Consider the following 25,732-nt stretch of genomic DNA (forward strand, 5'->3'; position numbering starts at 1 on the left):
ATGAACAACCGTCAAGAGCAACCGCCAAAAGCAAATATTTTAGTTGTAGATGATACACCGGACAATCTGCGACTTTTATCCGCCATGCTCACTCAACTTGGGTATGAAGTTCGCCGAGTGATTAACGGACAAACAGCTTTAAAGACAGCACAAGCAGCGCCCCCAGATTTGATTTTACTGGATATTATGATGCCTGACATGAACGGTTATGAGGTTTGCCAACGTCTTAAGACATCACCCCTGACTCGCGAGATTCCAGTGATTTTTATTAGTGCTTTAGATGAGGTTCTTGATAAGGTAAAAGCTTTTGCTGTGGGGGGTGTTGATTACATTACCAAACCATTTAGTGAAGAAGAAGTTTTTGCTCGTGTGGAAAATAGTTTGACTATTAGAAGGCTGCAAAAGCAACTCACGGCTCAAAATATGCGCCTGCAACAAGAAATTTGCGATCGCCAAAAAGCAGAATTAGCGCTGTACCTTTCCCAGTTTTATTTAGACAATTATAAAGATGCTATCTATTTTGTAAATTCCAATGCGCGACTTATTTATGTTAATGAAGCAGCGACTCAACATTTGGGCTATACTCGCGAAGAACTATTAACCATGACAGTTCCCGATCTAGATCCCAATTTTTCAATAGATCTTTGGCAATCCTACTGGCAAAGCTGGAAACAGAAGCGCTGTTCAACTTTTGAAACTCTCCATCAAGCAAAAGACGGTCAACTTATTAAAGTAGAAGTTACTGTTAATTATATAGAATTTAACGGCGAAGGATACCATTGTGCCACCGTCCAAAAACTTCCCAACTTTTAAATGTCACTGGTTATCGATCGCCGATCGAGCAGCTTTATTAAACGCGTGTAAAACCCCGTCTCTTGTGGGTGGTGCAGTTGACTTTATAACTGCTTTTTTCAAGAGAAGCTCAGTGTCAATCTTTCTAAAATTTGCTTCAGTACCATTGCCGTCCAATCGACATCAAGTTCAGTTGTCTCACGTCCTAAGGTCATACGAATAGCGCCTAAAGCAACATTTTCTGCATATCCCATTGCTAATAATATGGGGCTGGGATTGAGTTTGCCACTATGACAAGCAGCACCCGCACTAATACCAATACCAGCTAAATTCATTTGTCTCACGAGCGTTTTTCCACTCAGCTTTTCCCCATCTGCATATTCCAGGCAAAAACTCACGTGGTGAGGCAATCGGTTTGTCAGATCGCCTGTAGGGATTAAACCAGGAATGTCGGCAAGTTGGGCAAACAAGCGATCGCGCAATGCAATCAACCGAGGTATTTCCACAGCCATTTCTTGGGCTGCTAATTCTGCAGCCACTCCAAATCCTGCAATTGCAGGTACTGCGTGAGTACCGGAACGCAGCCGATGTTCTTGTCCCCCACCTCCCAACATGGGTACTAACTCCACACCAGAACCTACATACAATGCTCCAGCCCCTTGAGGTCCGTAAATTTTGTGACTTGAAAGGCTTAATAAATCCACAGGTAAACTTTGTACATCTATTGGCAAGCGTCCCACAGCTTGCACTGCGTCGGTATGGAACAAAACACCAGCACTGCGAGCAATAGTCGCTAATTCCTCAATTGGTTGTATGGTACCAACTTCACTTTGACCGCAAACAACTGATACCAATACAGTATTGTCTTGTAACGCTGCCTGCAAATCTTTTGGGTTGACTCTTCCTTTAGAATCGACCCCCAAACGAGTCACTTGCCAACCCCATACCTCTAACAATCTGGCTGGTTCAGCAACAGCAGAATGCTCAACACTAGAAATAATGATGTGTTGGGGTCGAGTGTACAAACGGGCAACACCCATAATAGCGAGATTATCTGATTCAGTACCTCCAGAAGTAAAAACAATAGATTCGGGCTGACAAGCGTTAATCAAACCAGCAACCTGCATTCTTGCTTGTTCCACAACTGTTGCTGCCCGTTGTCCCCATTCATGCAAACTAGAAGGATTACCCCACTGTTGGGTAAGGGCTGCTTGCATGGCAGCTATAGCTTCTGAGCGAATGGGAGTTGTTGCACTGTAGTCAAGGTAAATTTGCATAATTTTAAATTAGGCGAGAACACACATAACTGGGCAGCTAGTTCTTTTTATTTTGAGCTTATATATTTCATTTGCCCAATTATTACCACCTCTGGGCATCAATTCGTAAGCGTACAGATGGATTTTTGGTAACGGATGCGGTAACAGGTATAACGAGCGCTGGTTACCGCTTACCGATCGCTGTCGTGAAACTACTGATGGCGATCGCAATAACACTAAATTAACTTCCGCAATTGCCATCTTGTTATTCTTGTTATTTAAAACAATACTAGTAGAGGTCTTATTCACAATAATTTATAGTTGATAATTCAATCCGTTTCAGATCTGACTCGCTCTCCCCTAGTCCCCCTTAAAAATGGGAATTGGGGATTTCTTTAAGGAGTAGATATTGTTAAATGAACCGTTTTCTTTGATATTTCCACACTAAATTTATAAAATATCAACAACTATTAATTGGAGAGAATTACCTACTCTAATTTTAATGAATTAGTTTATAAATGTTTGTTAACAGGGTGAAATTCATGTCATTTTTATTCTCTTACTATCATGAAATTTATCCTGAATCTTATAGCTCTTAAAAAAGATAAAATTCCCTACAAAAGCATCCTTTTTCTCTTGTTACTGCTGATTGGTGGAATAACATTATTTAATAATTTTCAGCAATCCTCAAAGGAAACGCTTCTTAAACCACTTCCTCAAGACCCTGCTATTAAAGTTTATTTTAACCACAATCCAATTTCCTTTTATAAAGATCCTTACAGAAACTTTACTCGGAAAGGGGATAATTTAGAACAGCAAATTATTGACACTATTAGTCAAGCACGATTCACTGTAGACATAGCTGTGATGGAATTAAGACTTCCAAAAGTTGTGGAAGCCTTAACTCTTGCCCACAAACGTGGAGTAAAAGTCAGGGTATTAATAGACAGCAAATATAATAAGACAATAGCTGATTATACACCAGAAGAAATCGCCAAAATGAATCAACATGACAAGCGAGCTTATGAAGAATTAAAGCGATATCCTGTTGATGCTCTGGCTATATTACGTGCTAGTGGAATTGAGATAAAAGACGACACATCGAGCCGTGCGCCCAAAGGCAGTGGGCTTATGCATCACAAATTTGTGGTTGTAGATGGAAAGACAACGATTATATCTAGCGGCAATTTGACAAATTCTGACTTACATGGGGACTTTAGCAATTTAGACAGTCGGGGAAATCCCAATAACACTATTGTAATTCCAGACAACAAACAAATTGCTAGCGTTTTTACTCAAGAATTCAATTATATGTGGCAGGGATTATTTAAATCCTATAAACCAAAAAGAAATCTGGTTGAAATTCCGGTTGGACGTGGGACGATCGCAGTTAACTTCTCTCCAAATCGCAAAAAAGACAATATTGCAACTACGAGTAATGGAATTATTGCTTCTTACATACAACAAGCCCAAAAGAGCATACACATTGCCGTGTTTGTGTATTCCGATCAAAAAATTAGCGATACTCTTGGAGAAGTTCGCGATCGCGGAATTGAAGACATCAAAGTGTTGATAGATCCTGATTTTTTTAGACAACCTTACTCCAAAGCATATGATGCTATGGGTGTTTGTCCGCACCCAAGCAAAAGCAGTCGGTTTATCAAAGTGAAACCTTGGAAGCGTCCTATAACAACTGTGGGTTTTCCTACAGGACTGATGGGCGATCGCGGAGTACACAGTAAGATGGCTGTTTTAGATGGGGTATTAGCGATCGCGGGAAGTCATAATTGGTCTAATTCAGGAAATTACTTAAACGACGAGACTTTAGTATTCATTAAAAATTCCATTGTTGCCGCACATTATGAAAGAGAATTTAATCGGCTATATGAAACAGCAGAGTTGGGACTAAAAACTCTACCATCTGCACGGAAATGTAGTATTATATCAATCCTAAATCAATTGTAAAAAATTTGGATTGCTAATAGCTAATAGCTAATAGTTAATTGCCAGTTTTTTATTAGCCATTAGCCATTAGCAGTCTTCACTCTTATTCTTATATTTTATTTAGGACTGCTATATTAGTTAGCGTTTAGTGGTTGGTAGGGTGTGCATTACCCGCTATATAAAGCATTTGTGTGTCATAATCCTACCTATCAACCACTAACTCTCTAACTCTCTATCAAAAGGAAGGTTGTGATTTATCTCTACTTTGAGAAAGAGGAAAATTTATCTTCTCACTTTCTAGGATAAAACCAAAGCTAGAGAATAGGAGAACATTGATGAAAGTTGATGAATTAGCACAAGACCTCAGAGAGCAATTACCCCAAGAAGCCCAGCAGATTTTCGTTGCAGCTTTCAATGCTGCTCAAAGCGACGGTATTAGCGAAGACGGTGCGCGTCAAATTGCTTGGAACAGCGTTCGCAACCAGTACGGTCAAGACAAAAATGGTAATTGGTATGCGAAGGGTGAAGTCACTGCTCAGCACTACAAAGCTGTTACCTCTGGTGGTAACTAGGACTCCTTACATAAAGTTATCAGTTTAAGGGAACAGCAGAAAATAAATTACTCCCGGAATGTGGGATGGGCGTCCTTGCCCATCCCTAGCTATTATTTGCTAAGATGCCAGTACAGCAAAAAATTTTGAGACATTTTTGTCTTAATGGTTTAAGTATATGCAAGACTCTGTATTTGTTATATTTATTGCTTTCGGGTGTATATGGATCTTAATGGGAGGAGCGGCTTTAATAGCTTTCCTAAAGTCAGAAGGAGAAGAAATTCGATTTGGGAAATGGGGGTTGATTGTTGCCATCCCGATTGTTATCCCCATCGTCGTTGCGCTTATCATTGGCGCATTTTATCATTAAAAGCTTACGATCTTCTTTTTTCCCACTAAAGCAATAAAAAAATATATGCCTTCGCATATATTTAGTAAAAATCACTTAATAAATTTTATTAACGATCGACGTCAACCCGTATTTTCTCGCGGGGACAGCGCCAAGGTTGAGCATTTCTTGTCCCAACATAGACACAACCTTGCGATCGCATAGCATCATCAGAGACACCATCTGGTTTATAGAAACGCCAGCGTCCTTGGTCATCCGGTCCCGATACTGCTCGGATTGTGCGTCTTTCATAGGATCGCCTGTCGTATCGGTCGTCGTAGCGATCGCCATAATTTCTATCAGAAACTTGCACCGAAATTCTCCGACTCGGACAGCGCCAAGGGATTTGCGTTCCAACATTAACGCAGCCTTCTGCTCTCATAGCGTCATCGGAAACATCGTTTGGCTTGTAAAAGCGCCACCGTCCTTGGTCGTCAGGACCAGATACCGCACGCAGAGTTTGGCTATAGGAACCTCCGCGATCGTATCGGTCATCATAGCGATCGTTATCATCCCGACTTTCAATTTCTACCCGAATTGTGTCGCGAGGACAGCGCCAACGTTGTGCATTTCTCGAACCAACATCAACGCAACCCTGTGCTCGCATTTCGTCACTAGAGACATTACTGGGTTTGTTGAACCGCCACCGTCCTTGGTCATCCGGTCCCGATACCGCTCGGATTGTGCGTTTGTCCCTATACCTCTGAGAGATTACTAAGGGAGAATCAAAAGCTTTTACTTCCTCTGCGGAGACAATAGGTGCATGCATTCCTACGGTTGTCGCAGAGATTAACAAAGCCACAGATAAAGCAGAAGTTTGATAGAGATACATTTTCGTATGGTGATGATATTTGCTTGCTTTTTAAACTGAGACCTACTTAAGAACCACTACTGAAAGAGGGTTAATAACAGGTTTGCCGATCTATGTATAATGACGGAATAATTAACAACTGAGTTCCTAAATTTTAACAGCAAGCAGTGACCAGTAACTAATGACAGAGGTCGCAAACGCTGAGATTCTTTAGGGTAAGAAATAATGCGATCGCACTTCCAGCATACAGAAAATTACTATGAATACACCAAGTAATGTTAGCTATCAAGTTCGACCAAACAAACCAATTGTCTTAGCTAAGATCGATCCCAATGCCTCTGAAAATTACAAAAACAAAAAAGACGTTGAAGAGGAGCTAGAATACCAGCGCCAGCGTCTTCAAACTTTACAAGAGAGATTGTACGCAGAACATCAACGCAGTCTACTGATTGTGTTGCAAGCCATGGACACAGGTGGCAAAGATGGCACAATCAAACACGTTTTTAGCGGAGTTAACCCCCAAGGCTGTCAGGTGTGGTCGTTTAAAACACCCTCTCAAGAGGAGTTAAGTCATGATTTTCTCTGGCGTTATCATCACCGAGTCCCACAGCAAGGAATGATTTCTATCTTTAACCGCTCTCACTATGAAGATGTTTTGATTGTTAGAGTCAAGCAGCTAGTCCCTCAAGAAGTTTGGGAAAAACGCTATCAAGTTATTAATGAGTTCGAGCATATGCTGACTCTTAACAAGATTAAGATAATTAAATTTTTTCTACATATTTCTAAAGACGAACAGAAACGACGGTTGGAAAGTCGGTTGCAAAATCCCAACAAGCATTGGAAATTTTCCCATAACGATCTTAAAGAGCGTTTGCTTTGGGATGACTACCAAGCAGCCTTTGAAGACGCAATTAATTATTGCTCAACCGCTCATGCTCCGTGGTACGTAGTTCCTGCTAACAAGAAGTGGTATCGAAATTTAGTTATTGCACGTACAATTGCTGATACCCTGGAATCGATGAATCCACAATATCCGCCAGCAGAAACGGGCTTGGATAAAATTGTTATTCCAGATTAAGAAGAGAAATGAAAAGATTGAGGCGATTGGAAATCGCGTCTATACAAGCAAAGTCCACCTACGTGGACTTCATCTTAAGTGTGTGCAAATGGACTTAGGTTTCACCGAAAACCCTAATTGTTGAGATAATTTCTTTGTGCGATCGCGCTCCAACCACCATCAATAAATAAACAAAATTCCTACTTTCACAAATCCAATGGGATTACCGCCCGAGTGCAAATTGATAATAACTCTAACTAAGGCAAAACCCCAAAAATCTTGTGGAGAACGAGGGGAAATATATTTGCTCAGTTCGTTTGCTTTTTCTGTTTAGAGAGTGGAGTTGTTATTTTTCAGAATAATTCGCTAATTCTTGTGCTACTTCTGCTATCATTTGTCTCCGAATCGATAAGGGAGCAATAACTTCGCCTTTCGGTCGCCATTCTCGCAGGCGCATCAGGACGTTGATATCGCCGTCTCGTATCCAGGCGTTGTAATAAGCATCGTCTTTAGAACGTTGACTGATAATTTCTAACAACTGTTGGCGTTCTTGCTCGTTTGAAATATTTTGAGCAATTAATTTAGGGAGTTGGTTATAGGAAACTTCACAAAAAGTAGGATGTCTTATTGTGTTTTCTACGTACCACTTGGCAAATTCTTTTGGGAAACGGAGAATGAGCCATTCTTTTTTAAGATAGAAATTGAGCCCCCAAGCATCTTTCAACTCTCGATCGACATCCGATGGGATTGGTAAATTTCCTGTTTGCCACATCTGCTTTAAGATGGTAGGAATGAGGGGATCGTTCCATGCCAGCAGTTGCAGGCGATCGCAAGCAATGCGGTCTAGGCGGTAGTTGTGCCATGCTACATTATTATCGGGATCTGTGCCATATGCACTGAGGTATTTAGCACGGCGTCGATAATGCAGGCAAACTGGGTAAACAGTCACTTTGACTTTGCTTTCAGTTGCTGCTATCCAATACTCGAACTGCACTACGCTACCAGAGGATTTGCGCCAAAGCTGTTCTAGCTGTTCCTGGTAATTATCAACTCGGTCTTGCATTTGTGGAGAAAGGATATAGTCTAGGTGTAGGAATATTCTTTGGTGCGGGTCTTTGGCATAAAGTCCTCTAGAGGCGGAAGAACTGGCTATTTGCTCCCATAACTTTCCTATAATTAACGATAAGTTTGGCTGTACAAAGGCGATGGATTCCAAGATTTGCAGGAGTTCCCACGTCTGTGCTAGGTCTAGAGAAAACAGACTCAGTTCTGGGGTTGTTTGAGTTGGGGGCGTTGGTAAATCTTTTATTAAAACAGAACGATACTTTTGTATTTCTGTAATTTGCAACCAACCCAGGCGGACTAGTTGTTTGAGATCGTCCCTTAAAGAACGATGCACGGTGGCAAAAGGATGTTGTTGTAGAGCCTTTTGTAATTCCTCTTCGCTCATTCCTGTCAGTTGAATTATGGATTGCTGCCATTTGTCAACGCTCAGATGGAAGTTTTGCTCGAAGACTATTTCTGAAAAAGTTTGATGGCAAATGCAATTGCGATCGCTACATTGGGCGGTGATGTCTTGAGCGTTTATGCGATCGCTTTTGGGATGACGGTAGGCAAATAAGCAGTCCCGCAACTGTGAGTATGTAAATGGTGTTGGGAGTTTGTTTACCCAGTTGGTTTGACTGCTGTAGAGTTTGTTGATGAGCACCCACAATCGCAGCGATCGTTGTAGTCGGTTAGCAAGTTGTCCTGCAGCCAGCCATTGCAAAATTTCTGGGGTAGGTGGGAGAAACGAATTTTCAGTCAATTTTACAACCTATCTATAATATGAGATCGTCACAATTTGTATTATCCTTTTCGGCAATTTAAAGTATTTAATAATACTTAAACAAAAGATTATCATTTACATAAAACTTAATTGTCTCCTGTAAAGCCTTGTGCAGCAATAGTTTTCCCAACTAGTTCTGAAAGTATCGGCATTTTGATGAATAGAATTGTAACAATAATATGTTTAATAGAAGACCCCTCTTCTACTGAATATGCAATAATGTCAGAGAAACAAAAGTTACCAATCAGTATGAGTGAGGCTACTATCCCAGCTTTGCGCCTGCACCTGAGTGAATCAGTGGTAGCACAAGGTTTTAAATACCAAGTGCTATCGATTGAGTTAACGAAAAACGATCGTTTGATAGAACCGCAAGATATACAAAATCTAGAATTGCCTCCTGGGATTGATACCACTGGTGGCGTGGCGATCTCCGGTCGCGCCCCGATGTGGCTTTATTCTTACCTCACTCATAAACTGGATAGTACCGATTGGGTGGCTTGCTATGACCCTCGTTTGGGAGCAGTCGTGTCTGTCACGCACTCTCATCAAGTCCGTATCGGTCAAGTTATTCCTATGAGTCCACCAAATGGAAGCCAAAATCATCCATTTGGTAAGGAAAAAAGAAACATGGAAGCTGGGCTATGTCCGGCGTTGATGATAGTAGGACCGCCAGATAGCGGTAAAAGCGTACTCTCCCATGCTTTGTTTCAAGCTTTATTATCTGACCATCCTGAGATTTACTTACAACGCGCTCACTGGGATGGAGAAGGGAACTACATTTTGGAATTAAGTGCAGAGGCGACTCATGATGAGATCGAAGCCTTCAAGAAACTTAATAAGGGGGCTTTGACAGAACGGTTTTTTCCCTATCATGCTCAAGCAATATTACAACTGCGGAAGCAAAAGTCTTTGGTGATTGTAGATGTTGGGGGGATGGTACAGCCAGAGAAACTGCCTATTTTAGAAGCTTGTACTCACTACTTGATTATTAGCTCCAAGTCAGAAGAAGTGGATGCTTGGCATGAGTTTTGTCGGGACAGGGGAAATTTAAAGCCTGTAGCAGTGATTCACAGTCGTTTGGAGGAGATAGAAGAGGTTCACAAACAGGAGCCATATTTGGAAATAACTTGCGGTCCTTGGGTAAGGGGACAGGTGAAAAGTGTTTCGGATGTGTTGCTTAAGCAAGTCAAAAAGCTGCTACAGCATTCTGCCCAATGATGAAGACTGGCTTAGCCAGCACAAGGATGTTATGACAAATTTACCAACTTCTGCCAAAAATGTCGCCTTAATCATTGCCCAACAAGCTATGTGGGCTATGGCAAAATGGGCTGATGCTAATTTACCAAGTGATTGTTACTTTCCTGAAGATTGTCATGCTACTAAGAAAGCTAAAGCTGAAGAACAGCTAAATTGGTGCGACAATACCATACTGCAAAAGCCGCCTGATAATATTTTTAAGCCTTTGCGTTTGTTATTTGACCATGTGAAACTGGATAAAGGTCAAGACAAACATCATTATTGGGAAGCACAAGCGATTGAAAATAAAGATAAGTATCCCATTATTCCCTATCCTCAATTCTATCCTCAAAATCAGAAGCCGGGACAAGATAAATTGGAGGGATTGAAACAGCAAATTAAAGATGAGATTGAGAAGCTTCAGTTAAAGCTTTATGACTGGGAAAATCTCTCTTTCTTGATGATGGTTTTGGAGAAGTTTGGCTCCTACATCAGCTTTGGTGAGGCGGATGATATAGCCCTAATTGATATGGTACGGGTAACAGCAGCAGTAGCAGCTGCCCTGGCTCATAATTCTGCATCCGACAATCTCAGTTTAATTGCAGGTGATTTATCAGGTATTCAAAAATTTATTTATACTATTTCTTCTGATGGTGCCCTAAAATCTTTAAGGGCAAGAAGTTTTTATTTGGAATTAGTTACAGAGGAAATTGTACAGCAAATATTGGATAGATTAGATTTACCACGCACAAATGTTATTTATGCTGGTGGAGGAAATTTTTACATTTTAGCATATGGCGATACAAAACAAGTAGATAATGTTGTCAAGTCTGTACGAAATAGCTTTAACAAGTGGCTAATGAACAGTTTTCAAGGAAAACTATTTTTAGCAATTGATTACTTACCTTTTTCTACTCAATATGTCAATAAAAAAGAATTCGCTACGTATTGGAAGCAGATAACAACTAAACAGTTACCTGTGCATAAAAATCGGAAATTTGAAATGTACCTTAGCGATTTTCTCAAGCGAAAAGCCAGTTATGAAACATGTCGAGTTTGTCATAGAGATGATATACCAAAACTCAAACCTTTAAAAGATTTAGATTCTTCTCCTGCTTGCTGGCTCTGTCGGAAAATGTTTGAATTAGGAGATAAATTGTTTAAAGTCAAGGCAATCGTTCGTTCATATAGAGCCACTTTCAAGAAAGAAGTAAAGGTAGAGAAGATGTACAGGTTTTATGTCTCGGGCGTGTACTACTTCTTATTTGAAGATATCAATAACGCTATGACTGTTGATGATGCTGAAAATATTTTTTTAATTAACAATTGGCAATTAAAGAACTACCGACATGAAAATATAACACCACTGCTTCTGGGAAACTATGGTCAACTCACTCAAATTGAAGGTGAATCAGGCTATATTCGATCTGGTGAAATGGCAAAAAAATCAGAAGAATCAGGGTGTATTCCTAGAGTAGGTTATTTACAAATGGATGTTGATAAACTGGGGAGGATATTTGCTGAAGGTATAAATGAAGAAAGGCAAAAATTATACTTACTGAGAATGGCTGGACTATCACGACAAATGAGTTACTTTTTTAAAGTCTATCTTAATAGTTTAGCGGCTCAACGTGAAGATACTTTTATCATACCTATTAATAATCAAGTTAAAGTTTTAGAAAAAGTAAAAATTTTAAGTAAGAATGAACGAAAAAATTTACTCTTTATATATGCTGGAGGTGATGATTTATTTATCAGTGGTTCATGGAATGAAATAGTTGAATTAGCCTTTGATATCTATCAATGCTTTCGTGCATATACAGGCCATAATCCAGATATTACTCTATCTGGAGGAATAAGTATTGATGAACCAAAATTTCCTCTTTATCAAGCTGCTTCTGCTTCAAAACAAGCGGAAGAAGCAGCTAAAGAAAAAGGTAGAGATAGGTTAGGTTTATTTGGTGAGTTTTTCAAATGGGAAGAATGGATAACTACAGAAGATTTGTCAAGCGTTATAGAAGATTTATCAAATGTTTTTAATAAGAAAGATAAAACTTTATATTATCTTAGACTAGAAACCCAGCCAGAAATCTTTGGTGTTTTAAATTTTGTCAAACAACTAACTGAACAACTAGAACCTAGTTCTGACTACTCGCGTAGTTTCATTCGCAGTCTTTTAGATACTGCTGAAGCACAAGATATAATGATCGAAAAAAAAGTAGAACAACAAAATGCTGAACAAGAAAACCAGATCCGCTACTACTTGCATCTACCTAAATTAGCTTATGCTTTTTCTCGTCTACCAGCAACAGTACGCGATAAACCAGAATTCTCTCCTATTCGTCAATCTTTAATGAATCCTCTAAACGCACGTTATTTTCGTGCGATCGCTACTTGGATTGAACTTCTTAATCGTTCTCGGTAATTAAAATGAGTAATAGCATTATCGCAAAAAGTGACAAGATTGCTAAAAGAATTCGTGACTTACGTAACCAAAAAGGACAGCCAGGAACTTTAAAAGACTATGATAAAAATCAGATGCTTCAAGATGCTGAGTCTTTTGCTGATGACATTTGGCTTTTTGGGCTAGAACTTAGTCAAATAACTTCTTTTTTAAAAAATGTAGATAGTCTTAAAAGAGAAAATAATTTTTCTAAAATTAGTTCTGAGTTACCTAAAATTAAACAAAGTCTTCAGATGCCTGCTCAAGACAATGAAGCGATTAAATCTATTAAAATGATTATAGATGCTGCAAGCGATAAGGTGAAAGATTTACAAGACTTTAAAAATTTCATTCAACTTATTGAGTTATTTACAGAAATTACTGATAAAATTATCAGAACTATCAAGAAAGGAAAAAATATAGGTCTTAAAGATTATCCGATTCGTCAACTTGTTAAAGATTCTGAAGAATTTGGCTATTATCTAAAAACAAATGGTTTAAAGACTAATCAAATTCGCAAATTTCTAGATACTGTTAATCGTCTAAAAATAGAAATAGCTGTAAAAAGCAAAGATATAGAACCTGATTCAGGAGTAATTTCCTTACAAAAAATACCTAAAATTGACACACAAGTAGTCTTACTAAAACAAAAACTAGCTTATGCTACTGCTAGAGCACCTGTAGTACAACCTTTAAAAGAAGTCATGGACGTGGCAATTGACCAAGTACATGACACCGATGATTTTGAGCGTTTCTTTCAACTTGTTGAATCGATTATCGCTTATCACAAAGCTGCTGGAGGAGGAGATTAATTATGACTGTACCATTAGCACAAAAAAGATTATTAGGCAAAGTGTATATTAAAGCCACCTTAGTTGTGGAAACAGGGCTGCACATTGGTGGGGGTGAGGGTAAACTCGATATCGGTGGAATTGATAAACTTGTTGTTCGTGAACCGATCACAAAACATCCTTACTTACCTGGTTCATCTATTAAAGGTAAGTTGCGTTCAATTCTAGAACGTTTTTTAAATAAACCTTTGAATCGCGATTCTGCTGGAGTTTGGCGCTATGAAAGTGATGACATCCTAGATGGATATACAGAAATTACACAGAAAGAGAATAAAGATAATATCTTAGTTTTGTATCAAGGTTCTCAAAGCTGTGAACTCAGTCGTTTGTTTGGTGCAACTGGTAAAGATTGCTGGTTAAAAATATCTGATGCTGATGCTGATGGATTACCTTATTTAGAAAAACCTAGAAAAATTAAAAAGAACAGTACCAATTATGGTGAGTTTGATGAAAGTGGAGAAGAATATGTAAAGGTTAAAGGAAGAAATACACCTGCACGCTTGATTGTTCGAGATTCTCATCTACTACAAGAGTCTATTAAAAAACTTGAAAAAATTGATACAGGTTTATTTATGACCGAACGCAAATTCGAGAATGGTTTAGATAGAATTACAGCTGCTGCAACTCCTAGACAATTTGAACGAGTTCCAAAAGGAGCGAGATTTGATTTAGAAATGATCTATAGTGTAGAAGTTGAAAATAAAAATGAAGTCAAAACAGATTTAATAAATATTGCACTTACCCTTGCAATGCTTGAAGATGATGCTTTAGGTGGGCATGGTTCACGAGGCTATGGTAAGGTAAAATTTGAAAACTTTGTGCTAACCCAACATAAGTATTCTTTAGATGAAAGCGGTGGCTCTATCTCGATAAAATCGACTTCCGATACAAATCCTAATTTAGATATTAAGAATACCACTGATTTATTCAAACAGTTAGACACAGAAAATAGCCAGTTACAGCAGCTTCTACAAATTAGCGAAGCGCAAGAGACTGTTGCTGTAAAATAGTAAAAATTTTTATTTATTCCTATAGTGGTGAACGTGAAGTGTGCTGTAAAATAGTAAAACTTGATTTTGGTAGTAACCTTGCTCATTTTGGTGAGTTAGGCATTGGTATTGAACAAACTAGTGAAAGAGTGCGTTCTGATACTCTCTTTAGTGCTTGGATAAGTTCTTACGCCAAATTCTTTGGTAAAGAAGATGCTGGAGATTTACTAGATAGATTAGTGAAAAATCCTCAATCACTATTTCAACTTAGTTCTACTTTTATCTACTCTAAAGAAGGTAGCCGCTATACCTATTATTTACCTAAACCATTACTTTTACCAAATGGGTACCCACAAAATGATTTAAAATTTACTAAAAAGTATAAGAAACTTAACTACTTACCCTTAAAAATCTGGCATCGTTGGTATCAAACTCAAGAGGGATTTACTGAAGATGATGAAGATGAATTAGAAAATTACCCTGAGGTTTCTCTAGCTTTAAATAAAGCAGGAACATTTAATTATCAAAAAGTTTACACAATTAGTCTTGTCCCCAAAGTTGCTGTAGACCGTACTACAAGAGCAACAAATTTCTACCATACTGGCTTTGTGCAATTTCTCTCGAAACCAGATGAAGATAAACAAGCTGGTTTATACTTTATCATTAAATTCCCTAAACCAGTAGATGAGAAACTTGTACAAAGACTAAAATTAGCTCTCGACCTTTTGGGAGAAGAAGGATTAGGCGGTGAAAGATCTAGTGGTGCAGGAAGATTTAAACCTAATTGGATAAACGAAGAAGAGAAAGAATTTGAGAAGGATTGGAAAAATATATTAAACCCATCTGAGGTAAATAAGAATAAGCCAAACTACTGCTTAATTAGCTTGTATTGGCAAAATTCGCTACCAGATGGACTACTAGACGAATCTGCTGCTTACGAGATTCAAGAACGAGGGGGTTGGATTGTATCTCCATTTTCTGGTCGTCAACTACGCCGTCAATCTTTGCGAATGTTTACTGAAGGTTCAGTTTTTCCATGTTCTCCTTTAGGAGAACTAGCTGATGTGACGCCAAAAGAATTTCATAAATATCCAGATACACACAAAATATATCGTAGTGGAATTAGCTTTAGTCTTTCAATTAACGCCCCGGAGTAGAAATTATGGTCAGTTCTCCCAACACCATCCGGAATAAACTAAACACTTACAAGGAATGCAACTATAAATCTCAACGTATTCAGTTAACAAGTCCTTTAATTCATATTGGAGCAGCAGAATCTGCTCTAACTCCCTTTGACTATATTCAGAGAGATATACGTAGTAGAGAACAAGTACATCGATTGATTTACTTTCCCAATAATAATGCTTTAATAACAGTTTTATCTCAACAGGGAAAACTAGATAATTATATTATGCTTATCAAGCACTATATTAATGAAAAAAATGCTTATAGGTTAACTCAAAGACGTGAGAGTATCCTAGAATTGCTTGAAGAAATACTGGGTAAAAAATGGTGGAATTATACTCATATTTTTCCCGCTACAAGTATTAGCCACAAACGGACAAAAGAAGAAATTAAAAAACTAAGACCTTCAATTCGCAATGGTTTTGGAGAATTATATATACCTGGCACATCTATTAAAGGAGCAATTAGAACTGCGATTGCTTACTATTTACTTAAATATCAAGTATCTACGACAAGGCTGAGTGACATTGAGCAAAAATTAAGGCAACTTAACTCCGTCTTTATTAAAAGAAAAAAGGCTTACCTAGATGACGAAAGATTAATTAAATTGGCTAACAATCAAGAAATATCTTTGAGCAGTTACTTATTCTCGAATTTTAAATTCACCCACAAATATCGCCCTTCTCAAGAAATAGATACTCCTAATACAGATTTTATGAGAGCTATAAAAGTTACTGATTCTTACTCATTAGAAAAAAATGATACTGACAATTTATCTATAGTAGCCGAAGTGATTTCCTCTAGTTTTTATGCCAATGATAGTGGAAGATTAGCTAAAGAAAGTGCGAAAAGTAATTTTGTAGAAATGGTTTGGAATGTTCAAGCAGAATTTAATCTTACTATTGATACGGAAATGCTATCCCAGTTTCAGCATGAACAGGGAATGCAGTTACCTCGCCAACTATGGACTATAGAAGGCATTCTAGAAATTTGTCAAGAATTTGCACAAGCACAATGGGAGCATGAAAAAAGATATTGGAACGGTATTCAAGATAATCCTAATGATGAAAAACTAAACTTTAGTCGTATTCGCCAGTTCTATAATAATAATTGTTCCTATAATCTTAGACTTGGCTGGGGAAGTGGAATGATGGGAACCACAATTGGTTTACATTGTCACGAAGAAACTCGAGAACACATTCGTAACGCTTGCGGTATTTCCACCAATTCTTCAGAGACTCCAAAATCTAGACGCACTGCAATAATTCCTACTCGAACCAGCACAACCAAACGACCTTTGGGATGGGTTCAGCTTACTTCTATGGAGGCCGTATGCTAATTCGATCTACTTGGACATTAACTGTATCCGAGCCAGTTTTTCTACCCCGAGCTTATAGCTTGGAACTAGTGAAGGACTTGCACAGAAGAATGCAAATATCCTTTGCCGATATAAAAATCCCTGCTGTTACTTATTCAGGAATCATTGGTTCTTGTTCTACCTCCGGAGACTTTATAACTTTTAGTCCAAATAATTTTTACAAATTATCCCTTTGTGGTTTACAAGATATGACAGCAAAGGTAATTTCTAACCTAGATCTATCTCCTTACTTTGAGTTTTTAGGAACAAAGTTTGATGTAGTAAATCGACAAAATGAAACTACCAGCTACGAACATCTTTATCACACTCTCGTTGCATCTGAACCGGAACCTATTAAGCGATTTTATCTAGACTTCATTACTCCTACTGTTTTTGCTCAACAGAGAACTCGTTTAGCCTTACCTGTACCTTACTTGATGTTTCGTAGTTGGTTAGAACGATGGAATCATTTTGCACCAGTTTACTTAGGTAGTGATGAATTAATGACTTTTTTGAGTGATGTAATTACACTGAGAAAGCATAAAATTCAAACTAGAATATTTAAATTAGCAAATGGATTTGTCAATGGTTTCACAGGTAATGTAACCCTACAAGTTTTGCACGGTACTGAGCCATTATTGGCAAATGTTGCGAATCTTCTAGTTAACTATGCTCAGTTTACAGGTACAGGAATGAAAACTAGATTAGGCATGGGTTTAACGAACATTAATTTAATGTATTAATTATATAATCTGGAGAAAAATATGGGAGTTTATCATTTAATGGGCTTGGGTCTTTCACCAGGAGTAGTTACAGGTCCAATTTCTTATCTAGCTAAACTTTATAATAATTGGGAAGTTGAAGGAAAAGAGTTCTTTGCCCGTTCAGGTGAAGAAAAGCAAAGAGAAAAAGGTGATCAAGTAGGTGGTATACAATTACTTATCCTTTTTACCACTAAAGAAGTTATTAATGGTGAAGTTGACTGCAAACCATACATAAAGAATCCTTACGGAAAAATAGGAGGCAACCCTGAGAAACGAACTGATACTATGAAAAAGATACTTGAGCCTCTTTTGATACAAGAGTGGTCAAAAATTAAAAGTAGTCAAAATAATACTGGTATTATTTACTGGTGTGAAGTGGAATTAAGTGATATTAAGACAACGTATGAAAGAATTGCTAAAGTAGTAGCTTCACTGGCAAAGGGAGGCGGTAAGCAAGGCAAAGAAATATGGATGAATCTTACAGGCGGCAATAATGTGATTAATTCGGCTTTACAAATGGTAGCTTCTTTATCACATGAAGTTTCTCGTCTTTATTATGTTCAATCTGCTAATGAAAAAGCAGAAAAATGTGTATATTTCACTAGTGAAAAAAGAGAAGAATACTGGGTAGAATTACCAGTTATACCTTTGGTTCTAAGTGATTTAAATAATGCAGTTTTAGAGATACCTAATTTAGAATTAGGTATCTCATCAAAAGAAGTTTATGGACGATTAAAGGGTCACGAACGTTATTCTATTCTCATAGAAGGAATAGATTTTGAACAATTTAGGGATACAACTTTGCGTTCGATGAATAAGTTAGGTTTAATAACAGTAAGAAAAGAATATGAAACAGGTAATGGCATCTGTACTCTAGGCCCTCAATGGGAATTGATTTTAAAATACGAAAGTATTATGAATGAAGCTAAAGCAGGTGAAGAGGTATTGACTATTGAGAAGTTAGAGCAACAAAAAACTTGGATTAATCGCCAAGAAATTAGACTTAACTAAGAGTAGTTAAAAATCAATCTATAAAATGTCCAAAATCCTTTTAGTCACTATCGGGGGTTCTTTCCAACCCATCATCACCACTATCCAAAGCTTACAACCCGACAGGGTGATATTCATTGCTTCTGATGGTGAAAAGGGTAGCAAGTCCCAAGTCATAGGTGAAGGAACTCCCTGCGAGGTGCGTCGGGGTGCAGAAGTTATCGAACGACTACCCAATATTCCCACACAAGTGGGGTTAGGCGATCGCTTTCAACCACAACGGGATTTAATTCTCGTACAAAACCCGGACGATTTAGGCGAATGCTATTCTAAAATTCGCGATCGCATCTCTAATTTACAGCAAGAAAACAGTCATGAGATTATGGCTGATTACACGGGTGGAACCAAAAGTTTATCGGCGGCGATGGCAATGGCTGCTATTGACTGCGGAATTTCACTATATATTACCATTGCTGCAAGGGATAACTTGGTGAAGGTAGAACGGGGAGAAGTTACGCAAAGAGTAGACACCAGTTTTCGTTCCTAGGAAACGAGATTGTTTAGCTGTCTTTCACACTGTTGAAATATGTAGTTAACAACAGCAAATAATTTCTCTAGCTCTTGGATTGTGTAAAAGGTAATATTTCTACTAAAAACATCTGCTTCTAGCTTGCCAAATTGCCAGCGATCGCCATTAGAAGCAATACCATAGATAATTATTTGCATATCTCCATTAAGTTTTTGAGCAGCAATCATTTCTGCCAAACATTGCGCCCAAGCAGCTTCAAAGTTATCCTGTTTGGCCTCGACCAAAATGAAGTATGGCTTATCAAACACCACTTTTCCTAAAGGAGATTTTCTCGCTACAATATACTCCGGGAAACCTGAAAGTTTCTCGTCATAATTTAAAGAATGATGACTCCAAAGAATGAAATGACTGCGATAGAATTTCCAAACTTCTTTGAGAACTGGATAAACTAAATTTTCACAAATAGCAAATTCTGAGTTATCAACAACACCATCTCTCATCATGATTTGTAAATCTTCTCGAAAATAATCAGAGATATTAAACTCTGTTTCTCCAAGAAAATTAGATTCTGTATAGGTAACCTGAAATTCTACGAGAACTTCACTTAAAGTTTTATAATTACTGAAAGCCATAATCTCCTCAAAAATTACCGATTTGACGTAAGAATTTTTTGTTTGATCTTAAAGCACACAGGCAATACAGTGCGTTAGGCGGTTTCTTAACACTCATGCATCTAGGAGCATCCCAATGAATGCACGTTACCTTCAGAATAGAAGAACCTATATACACAAAGCTTGCCTTCGCAGGCTATTAGTCCGCGTAGGCGGACTTCGTTTGTGTAGCCGTGATTTCCAATCACTTAATGTTTTTCCAAATTGCGATGCTCCCCACATCAGCCGTGCCCCTAGGACTGTGGTCTATTTACCTGAAAATGGCTGTAAAGTTAAGGTAAACTCACAAAGTGTCCGCCCGAACAGAGTGTTGTTGCATGCCTCGTTGGTTCAACATTGCAGGTCCTTGCCAAGAAGATATCCACTATATGCTACCGCCAACAGCTAGGTTGCCAGATATAGAGGAGTTAATTCAACAACGGAGTTACTTTGTAGTTCATGCACCTCGACAAACAGGCAAAACAACCGCAATGTTAGCCTTAGCAAAACAACTGACAGAAAGTGGGCGTTACACGGCAGTTGTGGTATCGGTAGAAGTGGGAAGCGCGTTTAATAATGATATAGGTGCAGCAGAATTAGCGATTCTTGGAACTTGGCGCGATACAATTGAAGTCCGACTACCCAAAGATTTGCAACCACCTGTTTGGAATAAAGAAGAACCCGGACGGAGAATTCGAGCCTCTTTACAGACTTGGGCGCAAGCGTCTTCCCGACCTTTGGTAATATTTATTGATGAAATTGACTCGCTACAAAATGAAACATTGATTTCGGTGTTACGCCAGTTACGCGATGGTTATCCCAATCGTCCTCATAACTTTCCATTATCTGTGGGGTTGATTGGTTTGCGCGATGTACGCGATTATAAAGTAGCTTCCGGTGGTAGCGATCGCTTAAATACGGCGAGTCCCTTCAATATTAAAGTGAGTTCCCTCACACTCAGAAATTTTAACGCCCAAGAAGTAGCAGCATTATACCAACAGCATACTGATGAGACTGGTCTACGCTCTCGCAAGCAGCTTTGAAGTACGATCGCGTACTTTTATGTATTATATGTATTACTCAATTATGGCTTAATTTGTTCAGGAGATTTGTTAACCTATGGGTTGAGTGAAAGTACTCTAAATTTCAGTACCTTTGTTAGAGTAACTTGGTTTAAGCTATCTACTGTGGACACTTCTATTCTGCTTAAAACTTTTCTTGCTGTCTTTGTTCTTGCAGATGCTATTGGAAACATACCCATACTCTTGGTTTTAACTAAAGGTATGGAACCAGAGCGCAGAAACAAAGTTATAGATAAAGCTATTTTGGTAGCAATTGCAGTTCTTTTAGTTTTTGCCTTTGGTGGCAGATTTATCTTAAGTTACTTGGATATTAGTTTGGGATCTTTGCGAGTAGCGGGGGGACTGCTGCTGTTGTTAATCGCTTTACAAATGCTTCAAGGAGATTTAGATACACCAATTATCGATCGCGATCGCGATGTTGCGATTACACCATTAGCTTTGCCATTGCTAGCAGGACCGGGTACTCTGACAACAGTGATGTTACTAATGGCTGAATCCCCCAGCCCTCATATCAGCGTCATTGGGGGTATTGTGGGAGCAATGTTTCTGAGTTGGTTAATTTTACGTTTATCAAATCAGATTGATAAATGGATTGGTGCAGAAGGAGAGGTCATTATTACTCAGCTTTTGGGTTTTTTGTTAGCGGCGCTAGCAATTGAAATTGGTAGTACGGGGATCAAGGAATTATTTCTTGCGTAGTTAAATAAGCTTAAGTTTTACCCCTTCCCTTTCACGTTAGGACTCAAGGGAGGTAAAGCCAAGATCTTAATTTTTGTTACATAAAAGTTGCCTAACTAAAGATAAATGCATTAACACGCTATATTTTATACTAAAAAAATACGGAAAAGTCTTGGATAACTATAATTCGGTTGCGGCTTGGCTGCCACTAATTAAAATCTATATATGGATAGATGTAAAGATAATACGTACCATGTGAGACAGAAGCAATTATTGGGAAAAATATTACAGTAAGACACAGCAACAAAGTTAAGCAACTGACACTAGGAATTTAACTGTCTGGTGTACAGCAGCTAAGGATCTTTTCCAGATCGCTTCTAAGGTTAAGCGAAATTAGCTTTGTTGGGTAGGTATCAAACAGAGTAGATAGGGAGCAGTACTGGAGATAGATTGAATGAAAAAATTTACCTTTTATGTTGTTTTGTTGCATTGCTTATTTTTAGGGATGTCATCTGCTAAAGCAACGGATGGCAAACCAGATGTAACCCAAGCAACAGATTTAGTGGATAGGTTATCCATGAAGGATGGAAATGTAAATTATGATACAAAATATACGGATAAATCTATTCTAGATACATCTTCTCGCACGGGGCTAAAGCGAGACCAAGTTTGGGTGCTTGACCAAAAAAACTCGCAAGCACAACGCAAATCTTTTACGTGGGTTGTAAATGATACTAAGAAAGTGGGGCGGCAACCTTTTCTCCAAGTACAGAAAAATTTAGATAAGTCTGAAGAAACTGGCGAAAAAGCAGGCTCTACTGCAAAACCAGCACCAAAGGAGGAATTTGAAGCTTTTGACAAAGTTATTAAAGATACCGAAAAACTTGAAGGGTTATTCACTTTATACCGAAATAAAGAACAGAATAAGATATATTTAGAAATTAAACCGACTCAATTAAATAAAAATTACTTGGCTACAGCAACGTTGGAATCTGGTATTGGTGAAGCTGGAATCTACAGTGGTATGCCCTTACAAGATTTCTTATTTTACTTTCAACGGACAAATAAAAATATCCAATTTGTAGTTCGTAACGTCAATTTTCGCGCTCGTGAAGGAGATCCCCAACAGCGATCGCTCGCCCGCTCTTTTAGCGATTCAGTTCTTTATTCGATACCAATCAAAAGCATTCATCCACAAAGCAAAACCGTACTTATAGACTTAGGCGAACTCCTGCTAACAGATTTAGCAGGATTATCTTATAGTTTGGGAATCTCCCCAGGTACGGATAAGTCATATTTTGGGAACGCTAAAGCTTTTCCTCTCAACATGGAAGTGGAGTCAGTTTTAAATTTCTCCAGTGCTAGCGGTAGCGACAGCAACATATTTCGTTATGCTTCTCTAGCAGACAGCCGTGGATTTACTTTGCGCGTTCACTACAGTTTCTCCGAACTTCCCAACAACGGTTACCGCCCCCGCCTAGCAGATGAGCGAGTCGGTTATTTTATTAGTGCGTACCAAGACTTGTCAGATGACGATCGCAAAGAACCCTTCGTCCGCTATATCAACCGATGGAACCTAGAAAAACAAGATCCCAAAGCAGCTATTTCACCACCTAAAAAACCAATTATTTTCTGGATTGACAACGCAATTCCCCTAGAGTATCGAGACGCTGTTAAAGAAGGTGTCTTGATGTGGAATAAAGCCTTTGAAAAAGTTGGATTCAAAGATGCAATTCAAGTTCGTCAAATGCCAGATAATGCGACTTGGGACCCTGCAGATATACGTTATAACACCATTCGATGGATTAACACGGTAGATGGTTATTTTGCTTTAGGACCATCTCGTGTCAATCCCTTAACAGGAGAAATTTTGGATGCTGATATTCTCGTTGATGCTAGCTTTATCAGAGCGCTGAAGGGCGAATATCGCAAACTCGTCCAACCCAACCAAGCACAAGCCCGAACTCCCCTATCAACATTGATGCAGGAACGTCTCTTGTGTAACAATCGCTTGGACGCTAAAAACAATGATACTTCCAACCAAAATCAATCAACAGAAGGACTCAACAACCGACTGTCTCAATTAGCAGGCGCATTCGATCTTTGCTATGGAATGGAAGCAGCCAACCAATTTGCTTTTGGTTCTATGGCAATTTCACTGTTGCAAGACACACCTCCAAGCAGCGAACAAATAAAAAACTATATTCATCAGTATTTACGTCTTATTATTGCTCACGAAGTCGGACATACTTTAGGGTTAAGGCACAACTTCCGTGGAAGTACTTTGCTTGCTCCCGAACAATTGAACAATACAGAACTTACTCGCAGCAAGGGTCTTATCTCATCGGTGATGGATTACATTCCACCTAATATTGCACCTAAAGGGACCAAGCAAGGGGATTATTTTCCCAGTATGATAGGAATTTACGATGAGTGGGTCATTAAGTACGGTTACGCACCCCTATCTGTTGCATCCACTACTGCTGAAAAGCCCTTGTTGGATAAAATCGCCAGTGAATCTTACAAACCCGAATTAAGTTACTCCACAGACGAAGATGTTTTAGACCTCGACCCAACTTCTAATGCATGGGACAATAGCAGTAACGTTCTAGCATATTCTCAGGGACAGTTAGACAATGCACGGTTTATGTGGGAACGTCTGAACAAAAATTACCCCAGTGCAGGTGAAAGTTTCAGTGATGTCAAAGAACGATTTGGCACTGTATTTAGTAATTACGTTCAGAATATTTACTATACTTCAAAATACATAGGCGGTCAGTCTTTCTACAGAGTTAATCCAGACAATCCCCAAGGGGAATTACCCTTTCAACCCGTACCCGTCGCACAACAACGACAAGCACTTGAGATTTTGCAAAAATATGTCTTTGCTGAAGATGCTTTAATTTTCCCACCAGAACTGCTGAATAAATTGGCTCCTTCTCGCTGGCGTCACTGGGGAAGCGCACCCCGAACCGGGCGATTGGATTATCCAATTCACGATTTGGTGTTATTTATGCAAGGCTCCGTGTTAACAGATTTGCTTTCAGGCGATCGCCTTTCCCGTCTTAAAGACCTCGAACTGAAAAGCAAACCCGAACAAGCACTGACTTTACCAGAACTATTTGATACCTTACAAAATGGAATTTGGAGTGAGGTCCTCAAACCAAACGGTAAACCCATTAAAATATCTAGTTTGCGTCGGGGTTTGCAGAGAGAATATCTCGACCTTTTAATGAGTATGGTATTGCGTAAAAGCAACGTTCCAGAAGATGCTCGCACGCTAGCATGGTATAAACTAAGACAGTTAAATGAAAAACTGGATGGAGCGAATTCCAACGACGATTACACCAAAGCTCATTTGCTGGAAACGCATGACAGAATTAACAAAGCGTTAAATGCTCAGTTAGAGGCAAAGTAAGAAGTTAGTGGTTAGTGGTTAACAACTAACCACCTACAACAAATTAATTCCTTAACGCACGTAAGAAACGTTGCAAACTTTTAAACATATTGGGCTTTTTCGCAACTGGTGTCCCTTGTGTTTCAGATGCAGAACCTTGTTTCGCTAGAATCGTATCTAGATCATCTCCTGAGGGCTTTTGCGGGAGTTCTGCAATTTTTTGATACTCCCCACGGTTTTCTAACCAGACTTCCCACTGACCGGGATAACAGCGAAAGACCGCAGTTTCATTATCTATAGGGCGAAGATAATAGCAGTTTTCAATTGTACTGATAAAGCGATCGCGTAACTGTCTCGCTGCATAACCAATACCCACCGCCCCTAAATCTTCCAAACGCGGATTTAAGATGACGAGCGGGCGATCTCCTACCAGTTGAGCCATCTTTTCGACTTCCCCAACTTCTACGACAGTAGGAGCAATCAGAAAGAAGATTTCGTCCTCTGGCTCAATTTTCTTCTCCAAAGACAATCTACCAGTGCCTATGTCAAAAATTTTAAATGGCACATCCGTCCACTCTCGACTTGCAAGGGCGGCTCCTCCAGCATCGGGAAAGAAAACCTTAAGTTTTGACCCATACTCTGCAAAAACTGCTAGAAATTGTTCTGCTACAGGCATGGGTTTGAGTTCTGGAAACAAAAAGTCAACTTGTATCCGCTTGCATCCATCTGCTAGTGCTGTTTTAGTTGCCTCGCGAGCTTGAGCGATCGCATCTTCAAGACTGTTTGGAAGTTCTGCCATGTTAAATAAAGTTTTGATTTAAGACTTTAGATCTTAACAACAGATGGGCTTGCAAGATCCCCAACAACTCAAAGGTTACTGATAGCGAATGAGGGGTGATACCCCCCACCCAGCACAAAATTTCCGTTTTCCTCTTGTTCCCAGGTTAAGCCTGG

At 38.9% G+C, this 25,732-nt stretch carries 22 protein-coding genes and 1 pseudogene; 17 read left to right on the forward strand and 6 right to left on the reverse strand.

Annotated elements, in window-relative coordinates:
* Complete coding sequence (locus AB0756_RS00100; RefSeq protein WP_038085676.1) at positions 1 to 813, forward strand: response regulator; 813 nt, start codon at positions 1 to 3, stop codon at positions 811 to 813.
* Between the two features lie 98 nt (positions 814 to 911).
* Here AB0756_RS00100 and AB0756_RS00105 read toward each other — a convergent pair whose 3' ends face one another.
* Complete coding sequence (locus AB0756_RS00105; RefSeq protein WP_038085674.1) at positions 912 to 2,069, reverse strand: cysteine desulfurase family protein; 1,158 nt, start codon at positions 2,067 to 2,069, stop codon at positions 912 to 914.
* 9 nt (positions 2,070 to 2,078) lie between these two features.
* Positions 2,079 to 2,357: a hypothetical protein gene (locus AB0756_RS00110; RefSeq protein WP_137986194.1), complete on the reverse strand. Its 279-nt coding sequence runs from the start codon at positions 2,355 to 2,357 to the stop codon at positions 2,079 to 2,081.
* 258 nt (positions 2,358 to 2,615) lie between these two features.
* On the opposite strand from AB0756_RS00110, the gene AB0756_RS00115 reads away from it, so the two are divergent.
* The 3 genes from AB0756_RS00115 to AB0756_RS00125 all read left to right on the forward strand — a co-directional run bounded on the left by AB0756_RS00115 (position 2,616) and on the right by AB0756_RS00125 (position 4,913).
* Positions 2,616 to 4,013: a phospholipase D-like domain-containing protein gene (locus AB0756_RS00115; protein WP_082051642.1), complete on the forward strand. Its 1,398-nt coding sequence runs from the start codon at positions 2,616 to 2,618 to the stop codon at positions 4,011 to 4,013.
* 314 nt (positions 4,014 to 4,327) lie between these two features.
* Positions 4,328 to 4,564 (forward strand): ChaB family protein, encoded by a 237-nt coding sequence (locus AB0756_RS00120; RefSeq protein ID WP_038085671.1) that lies wholly within the window; start codon positions 4,328 to 4,330, stop codon positions 4,562 to 4,564.
* Between the two features lie 157 nt (positions 4,565 to 4,721).
* The gene (locus AB0756_RS00125) at positions 4,722 to 4,913 is read left to right on the forward strand and encodes a hypothetical protein (RefSeq protein WP_038085669.1); all 192 of its coding nucleotides are present in this window, start codon (positions 4,722 to 4,724) and stop codon (positions 4,911 to 4,913) included.
* A gap of 88 nt (positions 4,914 to 5,001) precedes the next feature.
* Here the strand turns inward: AB0756_RS00125 and AB0756_RS00130 are convergent, their stop codons facing one another.
* Entirely contained in the window at positions 5,002 to 5,763 is a 762-nt protein-coding gene (locus tag AB0756_RS00130) for a hypothetical protein (protein ID WP_050045484.1), read from the reverse strand.
* A gap of 238 nt (positions 5,764 to 6,001) precedes the next feature.
* On the opposite strand from AB0756_RS00130, the gene AB0756_RS00135 reads away from it, so the two are divergent.
* Positions 6,002 to 6,820, forward strand: coding sequence for a polyphosphate kinase 2 family protein (locus AB0756_RS00135; protein WP_038085666.1), 819 nt, complete (start codon positions 6,002 to 6,004; stop codon positions 6,818 to 6,820).
* Positions 6,821 to 7,145: 325 nt separating this feature from the next.
* On the opposite strand, the gene AB0756_RS00140 is transcribed toward AB0756_RS00135, so the two are convergent.
* Entirely contained in the window at positions 7,146 to 8,606 is a 1,461-nt protein-coding gene (locus AB0756_RS00140; RefSeq protein WP_038085664.1) for a TIGR03985 family CRISPR-associated protein, read from the reverse strand.
* A 240-nt stretch (positions 8,607 to 8,846) separates the two neighbouring features.
* On the opposite strand from AB0756_RS00140, the gene crn3 reads away from it, so the two are divergent.
* From crn3 to AB0756_RS00185, 9 genes are read left to right on the forward strand one after another with little or no spacing between them, the layout of a single operon-like run.
* On the forward strand, positions 8,847 to 9,845 hold the full coding sequence (crn3, locus tag AB0756_RS00145) for a CRISPR-associated ring nuclease Crn3/Csx3 (protein ID WP_237266040.1): 999 nt from the start codon (positions 8,847 to 8,849) through the stop codon (positions 9,843 to 9,845).
* A gap of 31 nt (positions 9,846 to 9,876) precedes the next feature.
* Positions 9,877 to 12,288: a type III-A CRISPR-associated protein Cas10/Csm1 gene (gene cas10 / locus AB0756_RS00150; protein WP_038085657.1), complete on the forward strand. Its 2,412-nt coding sequence runs from the start codon at positions 9,877 to 9,879 to the stop codon at positions 12,286 to 12,288.
* A 5-nt stretch (positions 12,289 to 12,293) separates the two neighbouring features.
* Entirely contained in the window at positions 12,294 to 13,118 is an 825-nt protein-coding gene (gene csm2, locus AB0756_RS00155) for a type III-A CRISPR-associated protein Csm2 (protein ID WP_137986196.1), read from the forward strand.
* Positions 13,119 to 13,120: 2 nt separating this feature from the next.
* Positions 13,121 to 14,167 (forward strand): type III-A CRISPR-associated RAMP protein Csm3, encoded by a 1,047-nt coding sequence (gene csm3 / locus AB0756_RS00160; protein ID WP_063779471.1) that lies wholly within the window; start codon positions 13,121 to 13,123, stop codon positions 14,165 to 14,167.
* A gap of 38 nt (positions 14,168 to 14,205) precedes the next feature.
* On the forward strand, positions 14,206 to 15,303 hold the full coding sequence (csm4, locus tag AB0756_RS00165) for a type III-A CRISPR-associated RAMP protein Csm4 (RefSeq protein WP_038085654.1): 1,098 nt from the start codon (positions 14,206 to 14,208) through the stop codon (positions 15,301 to 15,303).
* A 5-nt stretch (positions 15,304 to 15,308) separates the two neighbouring features.
* Complete coding sequence (gene csm5, locus AB0756_RS00170; protein WP_038085651.1) at positions 15,309 to 16,670, forward strand: type III-A CRISPR-associated RAMP protein Csm5; 1,362 nt, start codon at positions 15,309 to 15,311, stop codon at positions 16,668 to 16,670.
* Positions 16,664 to 17,431 carry a CRISPR system precrRNA processing endoribonuclease RAMP protein Cas6 gene (cas6, locus tag AB0756_RS00175; RefSeq protein ID WP_038085708.1) on the forward strand — a complete coding sequence of 256 codons (768 nt, stop codon included), beginning with the start codon at positions 16,664 to 16,666 and terminating at the stop codon, positions 17,429 to 17,431. Before csm5 ends, cas6 begins: the two co-directional genes overlap by 7 nt.
* A 21-nt stretch (positions 17,432 to 17,452) precedes the next feature.
* A complete protein-coding gene (locus tag AB0756_RS00180) occupies positions 17,453 to 18,463 on the forward strand; it encodes a hypothetical protein (RefSeq protein WP_038085648.1) in 1,011 nt (336 codons plus the stop codon).
* A gap of 25 nt (positions 18,464 to 18,488) precedes the next feature.
* Positions 18,489 to 18,989 (forward strand): hypothetical protein, encoded by a 501-nt coding sequence (locus AB0756_RS00185; protein WP_038085645.1) that lies wholly within the window; start codon positions 18,489 to 18,491, stop codon positions 18,987 to 18,989.
* On the opposite strand, the gene AB0756_RS00190 is transcribed toward AB0756_RS00185, so the two are convergent.
* The gene (locus AB0756_RS00190; protein ID WP_038085643.1) at positions 18,986 to 19,603 is read right to left on the reverse strand and encodes a hypothetical protein; all 618 of its coding nucleotides are present in this window, start codon (positions 19,601 to 19,603) and stop codon (positions 18,986 to 18,988) included. The genes AB0756_RS00185 and AB0756_RS00190 overlap by 4 nt on opposite strands.
* Positions 19,604 to 19,959: 356 nt before the next feature.
* Here AB0756_RS00190 and AB0756_RS00195 point away from each other — a divergent pair.
* From AB0756_RS00195 to AB0756_RS00205, 3 genes and pseudogenes are all read left to right on the forward strand, one after another.
* Positions 19,960 to 20,640: pseudogene (locus AB0756_RS00195) on the forward strand (ATP-binding protein); the annotation flags it as partial.
* A gap of 168 nt (positions 20,641 to 20,808) precedes the next feature.
* Positions 20,809 to 21,402: a MarC family protein gene (locus tag AB0756_RS00200; protein ID WP_038085640.1), complete on the forward strand. Its 594-nt coding sequence runs from the start codon at positions 20,809 to 20,811 to the stop codon at positions 21,400 to 21,402.
* A 433-nt stretch (positions 21,403 to 21,835) separates the two neighbouring features.
* Complete coding sequence (locus AB0756_RS00205) at positions 21,836 to 24,799, forward strand: zinc-dependent metalloprotease (protein ID WP_038085639.1); 2,964 nt, start codon at positions 21,836 to 21,838, stop codon at positions 24,797 to 24,799.
* 43 nt (positions 24,800 to 24,842) lie between these two features.
* Here AB0756_RS00205 and AB0756_RS00210 read toward each other — a convergent pair whose 3' ends face one another.
* Positions 24,843 to 25,577: a DUF1995 family protein gene (locus AB0756_RS00210; protein ID WP_038085636.1), complete on the reverse strand. Its 735-nt coding sequence runs from the start codon at positions 25,575 to 25,577 to the stop codon at positions 24,843 to 24,845.
* Between the last annotated feature and the right edge of the window lie 155 nt (positions 25,578 to 25,732).

The sequence above is a fragment of the Tolypothrix campylonemoides VB511288_2 genome (genome assembly GCF_045999855.1).
Lineage (GTDB): Bacteria > Cyanobacteriota > Cyanobacteriia > Cyanobacteriales > Nostocaceae > Scytonema > Scytonema bouteillei_A.

Bases quoted from the DNA above. Each gene is read 5' to 3' on its own strand.
- cas10 (WP_038085657.1), top strand. From the start codon at position 9,877: ATGACAAATTTACCAACTTCTGCCAAAAATGTCGCCTTAATCATTGCC.
- csm5 (WP_038085651.1), top strand. From the start codon at position 15,309: ATGGTCAGTTCTCCCAACACCATCCGGAATAAACTAAACACTTACAAG.
- csm2 (WP_137986196.1), top strand. From the start codon at position 12,294: ATGAGTAATAGCATTATCGCAAAAAGTGACAAGATTGCTAAAAGAATT.
- AB0756_RS00180 (WP_038085648.1), top strand. From the start codon at position 17,453: ATGGGAGTTTATCATTTAATGGGCTTGGGTCTTTCACCAGGAGTAGTT.
- AB0756_RS00105 (WP_038085674.1), bottom strand. From the start codon at position 2,069: ATGCAAATTTACCTTGACTACAGTGCAACAACTCCCATTCGCTCAGAA.
- AB0756_RS00120 (WP_038085671.1), top strand. From the start codon at position 4,328: ATGAAAGTTGATGAATTAGCACAAGACCTCAGAGAGCAATTACCCCAA.
- AB0756_RS00135 (WP_038085666.1), top strand. From the start codon at position 6,002: ATGAATACACCAAGTAATGTTAGCTATCAAGTTCGACCAAACAAACCA.
- cas6 (WP_038085708.1), top strand. From the start codon at position 16,664: ATGCTAATTCGATCTACTTGGACATTAACTGTATCCGAGCCAGTTTTT.
- AB0756_RS00210 (WP_038085636.1), bottom strand. From the start codon at position 25,577: ATGGCAGAACTTCCAAACAGTCTTGAAGATGCGATCGCTCAAGCTCGC.
- AB0756_RS00115 (WP_082051642.1), top strand. From the start codon at position 2,616: ATGAAATTTATCCTGAATCTTATAGCTCTTAAAAAAGATAAAATTCCC.
- csm3 (WP_063779471.1), top strand. From the start codon at position 13,121: ATGACTGTACCATTAGCACAAAAAAGATTATTAGGCAAAGTGTATATT.
- AB0756_RS00125 (WP_038085669.1), top strand. From the start codon at position 4,722: ATGCAAGACTCTGTATTTGTTATATTTATTGCTTTCGGGTGTATATGG.
- AB0756_RS00185 (WP_038085645.1), top strand. From the start codon at position 18,489: ATGTCCAAAATCCTTTTAGTCACTATCGGGGGTTCTTTCCAACCCATC.
- AB0756_RS00130 (WP_050045484.1), bottom strand. From the start codon at position 5,763: ATGTATCTCTATCAAACTTCTGCTTTATCTGTGGCTTTGTTAATCTCT.
- AB0756_RS00190 (WP_038085643.1), bottom strand. From the start codon at position 19,603: ATGGCTTTCAGTAATTATAAAACTTTAAGTGAAGTTCTCGTAGAATTT.
- crn3 (WP_237266040.1), top strand. From the start codon at position 8,847: ATGTCAGAGAAACAAAAGTTACCAATCAGTATGAGTGAGGCTACTATC.
- AB0756_RS00205 (WP_038085639.1), top strand. From the start codon at position 21,836: ATGAAAAAATTTACCTTTTATGTTGTTTTGTTGCATTGCTTATTTTTA.
- AB0756_RS00100 (WP_038085676.1), top strand. From the start codon at position 1: ATGAACAACCGTCAAGAGCAACCGCCAAAAGCAAATATTTTAGTTGTA.